The organism is Aurantimonas sp. A2-1-M11 (assembly GCF_036549475.1).
Taxonomy (GTDB): Bacteria; Pseudomonadota; Alphaproteobacteria; order Rhizobiales; family Rhizobiaceae; genus Aurantimonas.
This window is the reverse complement of sequence record NZ_JAZHLI010000104.1, coordinates 1,891-9,041: the sequence shown is the minus strand read 5'-3', so window position 1 is coordinate 9,041 and position 7,151 is coordinate 1,891. Positions and strand designations below refer to the sequence as shown.

General features: G+C 63.2%; 6 protein-coding genes and 1 tRNA gene. 4 read left to right on the top strand and 3 right to left on the bottom strand.

Features of this window, described 5'->3' with window-relative positions; genetic code table 11:
• The first annotated feature begins 171 nt into the window (after window positions 1-171).
• The 3 genes from VQ042_RS23550 (at window position 172) to VQ042_RS23540 (ending at window position 2,697) form a co-directional block, all read left to right on the top strand.
• Entirely contained in the window at window positions 172-381 is a 210-nt protein-coding gene (locus tag VQ042_RS23550; protein WP_331822718.1) for a hypothetical protein, read from the top strand.
• 341 nt (window positions 382-722) lie between these two features.
• Complete coding sequence (locus tag VQ042_RS23545; RefSeq protein ID WP_331822717.1) at window positions 723-2,390, top strand: long-chain-fatty-acid--CoA ligase; 1,668 nt, start codon at window positions 723-725, stop codon at window positions 2,388-2,390.
• A 230-nt stretch (window positions 2,391-2,620) separates the two neighbouring features.
• Window positions 2,621-2,697 (top strand) — tRNA-Met (locus tag VQ042_RS23540).
• A 204-nt stretch (window positions 2,698-2,901) separates the two neighbouring features.
• Here the strand turns inward: VQ042_RS23540 and VQ042_RS23535 are convergent.
• Entirely contained in the window at window positions 2,902-3,183 is a 282-nt protein-coding gene (locus VQ042_RS23535; protein ID WP_331822716.1) for a hypothetical protein, read from the bottom strand.
• A gap of 99 nt (window positions 3,184-3,282) precedes the next feature.
• Window positions 3,283-3,645 (bottom strand): hypothetical protein, encoded by a 363-nt coding sequence (locus VQ042_RS23530; protein ID WP_331822715.1) that lies wholly within the window; start codon window positions 3,643-3,645, stop codon window positions 3,283-3,285.
• Window positions 3,646-3,699: 54 nt separating this feature from the next.
• Between VQ042_RS23530 and VQ042_RS23525 the strand changes: the two genes are divergently transcribed.
• Window positions 3,700-3,852, top strand: a complete 153-nt coding sequence (locus VQ042_RS23525; RefSeq protein ID WP_331822719.1) for a hypothetical protein — start codon at window positions 3,700-3,702, stop codon at window positions 3,850-3,852.
• Between the two features lie 373 nt (window positions 3,853-4,225).
• On the opposite strand, the gene VQ042_RS23520 is transcribed toward VQ042_RS23525, so the two are convergent.
• Entirely contained in the window at window positions 4,226-7,021 is a 2,796-nt protein-coding gene (locus tag VQ042_RS23520) for an EAL domain-containing protein (protein ID WP_331822714.1), read from the bottom strand.
• Window positions 7,022-7,151: the final 130 nt, after the last annotated feature.

Here is a 7,151-nt window from a genome sequence, read left to right as displayed (position 1 = left end):
CCGCAGCTTCTTGAAAGCTGCTCACGATCCTCTGAAATCGATGCTCACGATGCCGCGAAATCCATGCTCACGATCGTCTGAAATCCGTGCTCATGATCACGCGAATTACGCAATTCCCTTTACAAACCCGCATTCGCGCGGATTTGCGGGAAGCCCCAGGAGACACGCGGCATGAACACCAAACTCACCACCATCACCATCGTCATGGCCGCTCTGCTCGCGGCGTCCGGTTGCACCCGGACCCAGCAGACCATCGGCGGCGCGGCCGTGGGCGGCGTCGGCGGCGCGGTCCTCGGCAATGCGGTCGCCGGCACCGGCGGTGCGGTGATCGGCGGCGTCGGCGGCGCCGTGGCCGGCGGTGCCATCGGACGGAACCTCTAAGGCCGGTCAGCGCCTTTGCCATCGACCTCGCGGAGACCCGGTCGCGGTTGCGCGGCCGGNGCGGTGATCGGCGGCGTCGGCGGCGCCGTGGCCGGCGGTGCCATCGGACGGAACCTCTAAGGCCGGTCAGCGCCTTTGCCATCGACCTCGCGGAGACCCGGTCGCGGTTGCGCGGCCGGGTCTCCTCTATTGTGAGAGCCGGGCCCTGGTTCCGGGCGCCAACGGCTACATCTCGCAGGCTGCGGCATGCCCGGATAAATTCCGTTGACGTAAACGGCAGAGCGTTCCGTTTTGCCGCGGTCTGCGCTATCGGTAAGGCCGGACAACGGGAGGTGTCGACGATGCAGAAACCCTGGTTACAGACCTATCCTGAGGGCGTGCCGGCCGAATTGCCGGATTTCCCCTATCATTCCCTCGGCGAGTTGCTGAGCGAGGCCTTCGCCCAGCACAAGGACCAGCCGGCGTTCCATTTCATGGGCGCGATGATGACGTTCCGCGAGCTGGACGACCAGTCCCGGCATTTCGCGGCCTTCCTGCAGTCGCTGGGCCTGACAAAGGGCGACCGGGTCGCGCTGATGATGCCGAACCTGTTCCAGTATCCGGTGGCCGTCGCCGGCGTGCTGCGGGCGGGGCTCATCGTCGTCAACACCAATCCGCTCTATACGCCGCGCGAGCTGTCGCACCAGCTGCGCGATTCCGGCGCCAAGGCGATCGTGATCCTGGAAAACATGGGGGCGACGCTCGAGGCCTGCCGGGCCGAGACCCCGGTCGAGCATGTGATCGTCACCTCCATGGGCGACATGCTGCCGCTGGTGAAGCGCCATCTGGTCAATTTCGTCGTACGCAAGGTTCGCAAGATGGTGCCGGCCTACCGGCTGGATGGCGCCATCGCCTTCCGCGACGCCATGGCGACCGGGCGCGCCGCGAGCTTTACCGCCGTCGCGTCCGAACGCGAGGATCCGGCTGTGCTGCAATATACCGGCGGTACGACCGGCGTGTCGAAGGGCGCGACCCTGACCCACGGCAACATCATCGCCAACGTGCTGCAGTCGGAAGCCTGGCACGCGCCGGCGCTCAAGACCATGCCCGAGGGCGAGCAGATGACGACCGTCTGCGCGCTGCCGCTCTATCACATCTTCGGCTTCACCGTGAACATGATGCTGTCGATGCGCACCGGCGGCTGCAACATCCTGATCCCCAATCCGCGCGACATTCCCGCGACCCTGAAGGAGCTGAAGAAGCATCGCTTCCATTCCTTCCCGGCGGTCAACACCCTGTTCGGCGCGCTGGCGCGCCATCCCGACGCCAAGAGTGTCGACTGGTCGCATCTGCGGCTTTCGGTGGGCGGCGGCATGGCGGTCCAGGCGGCCACGGCCGAGCTGTGGCGCAAGCAGACCGGCTGCTCGATCTGCGAAGGCTACGGCCTGTCCGAGACCTCGCCCTCGGCCTGCTGCAACCCGACCGATTCGACCGAATACAGCGGCACGATCGGCGTGCCGATCCCCTCGACCGAAATGACGATCCTCGACGAGGAGGGCGGCGCGGTGCCGGTCGGCGAGCGGGGCGAGATCGCCATCCGCGGGCCGCAGGTGATGGCGGGCTACTGGAACCGCCCGGACGAGACGGCGCGGGTGATGACCGCCGACGGCTTCTTCCGCACCGGCGACATCGGCGTGATGGACGAAGCCGGACGCTTCCGGATCGTCGACCGCAAGAAGGACATGATCAACGTCTCCGGCTTCAACGTCTATCCGAACGAGATCGAGGAGATCGTCACGCGGATGCCGGGCGTCGTCGAGGCGGCGGCGATCGCCATTCCCGACGAGAATTCGGGGGAGGCGGTCAAGCTGTTCGTCGTGGCCAGCGACCCGGAACTGACGGCCGATACGGTGAAGGCGTTCTGCCGTGACAATCTCACCGGCTACAAGCGGCCGCGCGAGGTGGAGTTCCGCGACGAGCTGCCCAAGAGCGGCGTCGGCAAGGTGCTCCGGCGCGAATTGCGCGATTGATCGAACCGGCGCCGCGGCGAGCGCTAGCGAGGTGATCTGCGGCGACACTTTCCACGCGCTGCCGCCTCTGCTAGCCTTGCGGCCCTGGCAGGATGGATCGGCCCGCACATGTCGCGTGTGCCGAAGGGGATGTTGTTTTCGCCGAATTCGGCGAGATTTCCCCTTCACATTCATCCGCCTGTCGCATATATGGAGGTCACCGGCGAGGCGGAACGCGCCGCCGGTCATGGCGCGGGGTGGAGCAGCCCGGTAGCTCGTCAGGCTCATAACCTGAAGGTCACAGGTTCAAATCCTGTCCCCGCAACCAATCGAGCCAGTCTCGCAAAAAGGCGTCCTTCGGGGCGCCTTTTTTTGCGTTTGGGGAGGCCTGCGCGACGGGCTGCCAAGCTTCGCGGTTTCTCAATGCGGACCGGCTGCCGCGATGGTCTCGCAATCCGCCTCGATCGTTGAAAGGTGCAGTGAGCCGACAGGCCAACGCGTACTTTGCGCGTCCTGTGGGACGCATGGCGCTTTACCGGGGCTCGAGGCCCTCGATGTAGCGGGGCAGTTCCCGTTCGAATTCCAGGAAATAGCGGCCGATCACGCTGATGTCGAAGCGCGTCATGATCGCGTCCTTCGGCTCCCGGTCGAGGAGGAAACGGAAGGCGGCGTGGATGCAGGTGTCCGGCGCGCAGCGGTCGCCGGAAAGCCGCCGATAATCGGCCGACGACATGGTGACCGCATGGGAAGCGCCGTCGACCGTCACGGAAAACGCCAGCGGGTCGTCATGGCCGGTCTGCTGCACCGCGATCATGGGTCTCATGCTCCTTTGGTGCCTGCACGATGCGCTCCGCTGCGAATGCTCGACAGATCAGGAGGGGCGCGCCCGTCCCCCCTGATCTGGTTGGCGCGGTCAGCAATTGGCCGCGATGCCGTCGGCGTCCTCGGCGGTGCGAGCCGTCTGGCAGGCGGCACCGCGGGTCAGGTCGTTCAGGCCCTGCTTGGCCCCTTCCAGGGCGTCACTGCCCGCCTTGCGGGCGTTGTCGATGGCGGGTCCCGCCGCATCCGACAGGTCCTGGATCGCCGAGCGGGCCGCCTCGCCGGTCTGGCGCCCGGCCTCGCCGATCGCATCCATGGCTTCGCCGGTTTCGCGATCGGTCGCCGATTCGCCTGTGGTGGCCGGCGCGGCGGGATCGGCGGTGCCGGTCTCGGCTTCGTCGCCGCAGGCCGACAGGGCCAGCAGCGCTGTCAGGGCGACGGGAATGAGCTTGTTCATGATCGTGAACTCCTTTGCTCCGCCATCTAGGCGGCAAAGGCTTCGGGTCACGGGATGGGTGGCGAGGATTTTGCTGTCGGTGCGATCAGGGCTGGCGCCGTCCGCACCGTCGACGATCCCGGTAGCGGCGACCGCGAAACCACGACCGATACGGCAACGCTGGACCGTGCCAAGCCGCTGATGGATCGCAGCTATGACGGAGCATGAGGCAAAGGAAACAGAAAAAGGCCCGGATGTCCGAGCCCGCAAGTCGTTCAGTTCTGGAAGAATTTGGAGCGGGCGATGGGATTCGAACCCACGACCCCAACCTTGGCAAGCGAGAAATTACGCTGTCTAAACAATGCACTCCGATGCACTCCAGTTCGCCGGAGTGCCCGTCCGTTCGGGCCTGAGAGCATCAGCCGACTTAAACGGCGTCGTACGCTGTTGAACCGCATCGAACTGGCAGCGAGGCGGGTGCCTGTAACCGCCGCGTAACCGCGAAGCAAGGTCAGGCTCCCGCGCCGTGTATTCCCGAGCCAGGCCATTCTGTGATTCTCGCGTCGCGAGCTATCGGTCGACGGAATTTGCCGCCGGAGCCTCACCCCCCGAACGCGACAGATTTGCGAACAACAATGTGCGAGGCCTCCATCATCTCAGCGATTGCCGACCCCTCGATCGGCTTCGCGAACAGGTACCCTTGGCCGTCGTTGCATCCGGCAAGCCGAAGCATTGTCGCCTGTTCAGGCGTCTCAATGCCTTCGGCGATAGTGCGGATATCAAGACCTTCGGCTAGCGCCATAACTGAACGTATCACGGCGATCGAGTGATTGCTGGTCAGGATGTCCGTGACGAAACTGCGGTCGATCTTAATCTTGGAGATAGGGAAGCGCTGGAGGTAGCCAAGCGAGGAGTACCCTGTGCCGAAATCGTCGAGGGCGAAGCTAACGCCGATCGCCAACAGCTCTTCGAAAATCGGGTGGAGTTTGTCGCTCTCTTCCACGAAAGCAGATTCCGTTATTTCCAGCTCAAGACGCTCCGGAGGCAAGCCAGATATAGTGAGCGCTTGACGCACTGCCGCGACGAGGTCACCTGCTGCAAACTGAATGGCGGAGACATTCACTGCGACCTTGATTGGCTTGGGCCATCTCATTGCTTCTACACAGGCCGTTTCCAACACCCAGGCGCCGAGGCGATGGATCAGTCCTGTTTCCTCGGCGACCGGAATGAACTCGACCGGCGAGACGAAGCCGCGTTCGGCATGTGTCCAACGCACTAGGGCTTCGGCCCCGACGATTTCTTCGGACGAGAGACGCAGTTGCGGTTGGTAGACCACTTTGAATTCGTGCCGATTGAGCGCTTCGTTCAGATCCTCCTCCAGCTTCAGCCGCTGTAGACGGTCACCATCCATGGGCGGCTCGAACGTCACCACCTTCTCGCCGGACGTGCGCTTGGCACGGTACAGGGCAACATCGGCGTGGCGCATCATCGAGGTTACTGTGGCCTCCTGACCGTGCCACCAGCTGATGCCGACGCTGGTCTCCACCCAGATACGATGGCCAGATAGCAGGAACGGATTGGCAATCGCGTCGATGAGTGCCGCAGCCATGGCACGGGCCGAGGGCAGGTTCTCCGCTGGCATAATTGCGATGAACTCATCTCCACCGCTCCTGGCGATCAGCAGGGACCCGGTTAAGACATCTTCTGCCCGCCGTGCGGTTTCCTTGAGCACCTCGTCGCCGACGCCATGACCAAGGGCATCATTAACGGCTTTGAAGCGGTCTAGATCGAACGCGAAAAGAGCTATGCCTCCATCCGGCGCGACACCGCCGAGGATCGCTTCCAATTTTTGCTCTAGGGCGCGTCGATTGCCGAGCCCGGTCAGGCTGTCGTGAAGAGCCATATAGTGAATGCGCTCATGCGCCTTCTGGCGCTCGGTGATGTCGCGCAGCGTCAATGTGGCATAGACAATGTCGCCTGATACGTCTTCTTCCGGATCAGCAATGCCCGCTAGCCAGAACGGCACGATGGAGTACTCTAACACCCGCTCGCCGCCGGGCAGGTGAAGCACGTGCACCGCCGGCTTGCCTGTAGTCCTGCCGTGCTCGAACTCCGTGACAACAGCCGAGACGTTGTCGCTGATTTCTGACGGCAGCTCGTCTAGACGGGTCGCGTTCTTCAGACCGAGGAGTTCTAATGCCTCGCGATTGATGCGAGTGATTCGCTGTTGCTCATCGACAATCGCGACGCCGTGAAACCCGTCGTCGAGGACGCGTTCAAGGACGCTTTGGCTGTTGGCCGCCTGAGTCCGGGCGATCCAGAGGCGAACGCGTCGCAAATTAAACTCGCGCGATAGCACCCATACCACAAGACCGATGAGCAAGGCATGGAAGCCGGCTGTTTGCAGCACAACGGCATGAGCGCTCTGCAAATAGAATGCCAACAGTTCCGCTGAGACCGCCGCGCCGGCAATGGCCGAAAAGGCTTGGCGCGAAGAGAGGTGCGACGCGGCCGGAACCAAAATAAGCGCGAGGCCTGCCAACACAAACCATGGCGTACCCAGACTATGCAGTGCCCGATCCTGCAGCAGGGTTTCGGTTGCGAGCGCGATGATCGTTGACCCAGATACGATACCATGGACCGGCACAGGAAAGAGATCGCGCAGTTCAATGGCGCTGGCGCCGACGATCAGCGTCTTTCCGCGGATCGAACCTGGTGCGATCCGGTTCCTTAGTAGATCCACATATGAAATGCGCGGTATTTGTCCTGCCGAGATGGCATAGTCGATCCCGAGTGAACCCGTGGTCGCGTCGTCGTGGGCAAGTAGCGACGGCATCGAGACCAACGGCTCTCCTGCACCGTCGATAGACGTAGGAAATCGTCTGACACGACCGTCGTTGTCGATCGGAACATTAACACCCGCCGGCCATGAATATCGAAGCAGCATCTCGATCGGAAGCGACGCGCTAAGACCCGCACCCGAAGCGGTGTCCGGCTGGACGAACGCCGCCAGAAACGTCTCCATCTCAGTTCCGGCAAGGGCCGCCGCGAATGCCTGATCGTCTTCCGGCGAGGAACTGGTACTGAAATCGATGTCGTAAGCGATACTGCGCGCCTGTGCGCTTTCCGCCGCCTGCAATAGTTCGCCATGCAGACGTCTTGGCCAAGGCCAGATGCCGATCTCCGCCAGACTCTTAGCATCGATGTCGACGAGGATGATGTCGCCCGTTGGCTCTATCGCGTCGGCTTGGAAACGCAGCTCCGCCAGGCGAGCATCCACAGATGCTGCCAAGCCGGACAGATCGGCGAGAATTAGGCCGAGACCGATAAGAAGCAGGACGACCGTGCGCTGCGGAGACGGCAGCAATCTTTGGGCCATCTCAGGAACGGGGGCCATTGATGCGCTCACCTCGCTAGCGCTGCGACCGGTACAGACTTAGTTCCGTCCATTGCCGTTGCCGCCGACGTTGCCATTGCCGTTGCCGCCGACGTTGCCATTGCCGTTGCCGCCGACGTTGCCATTGCCG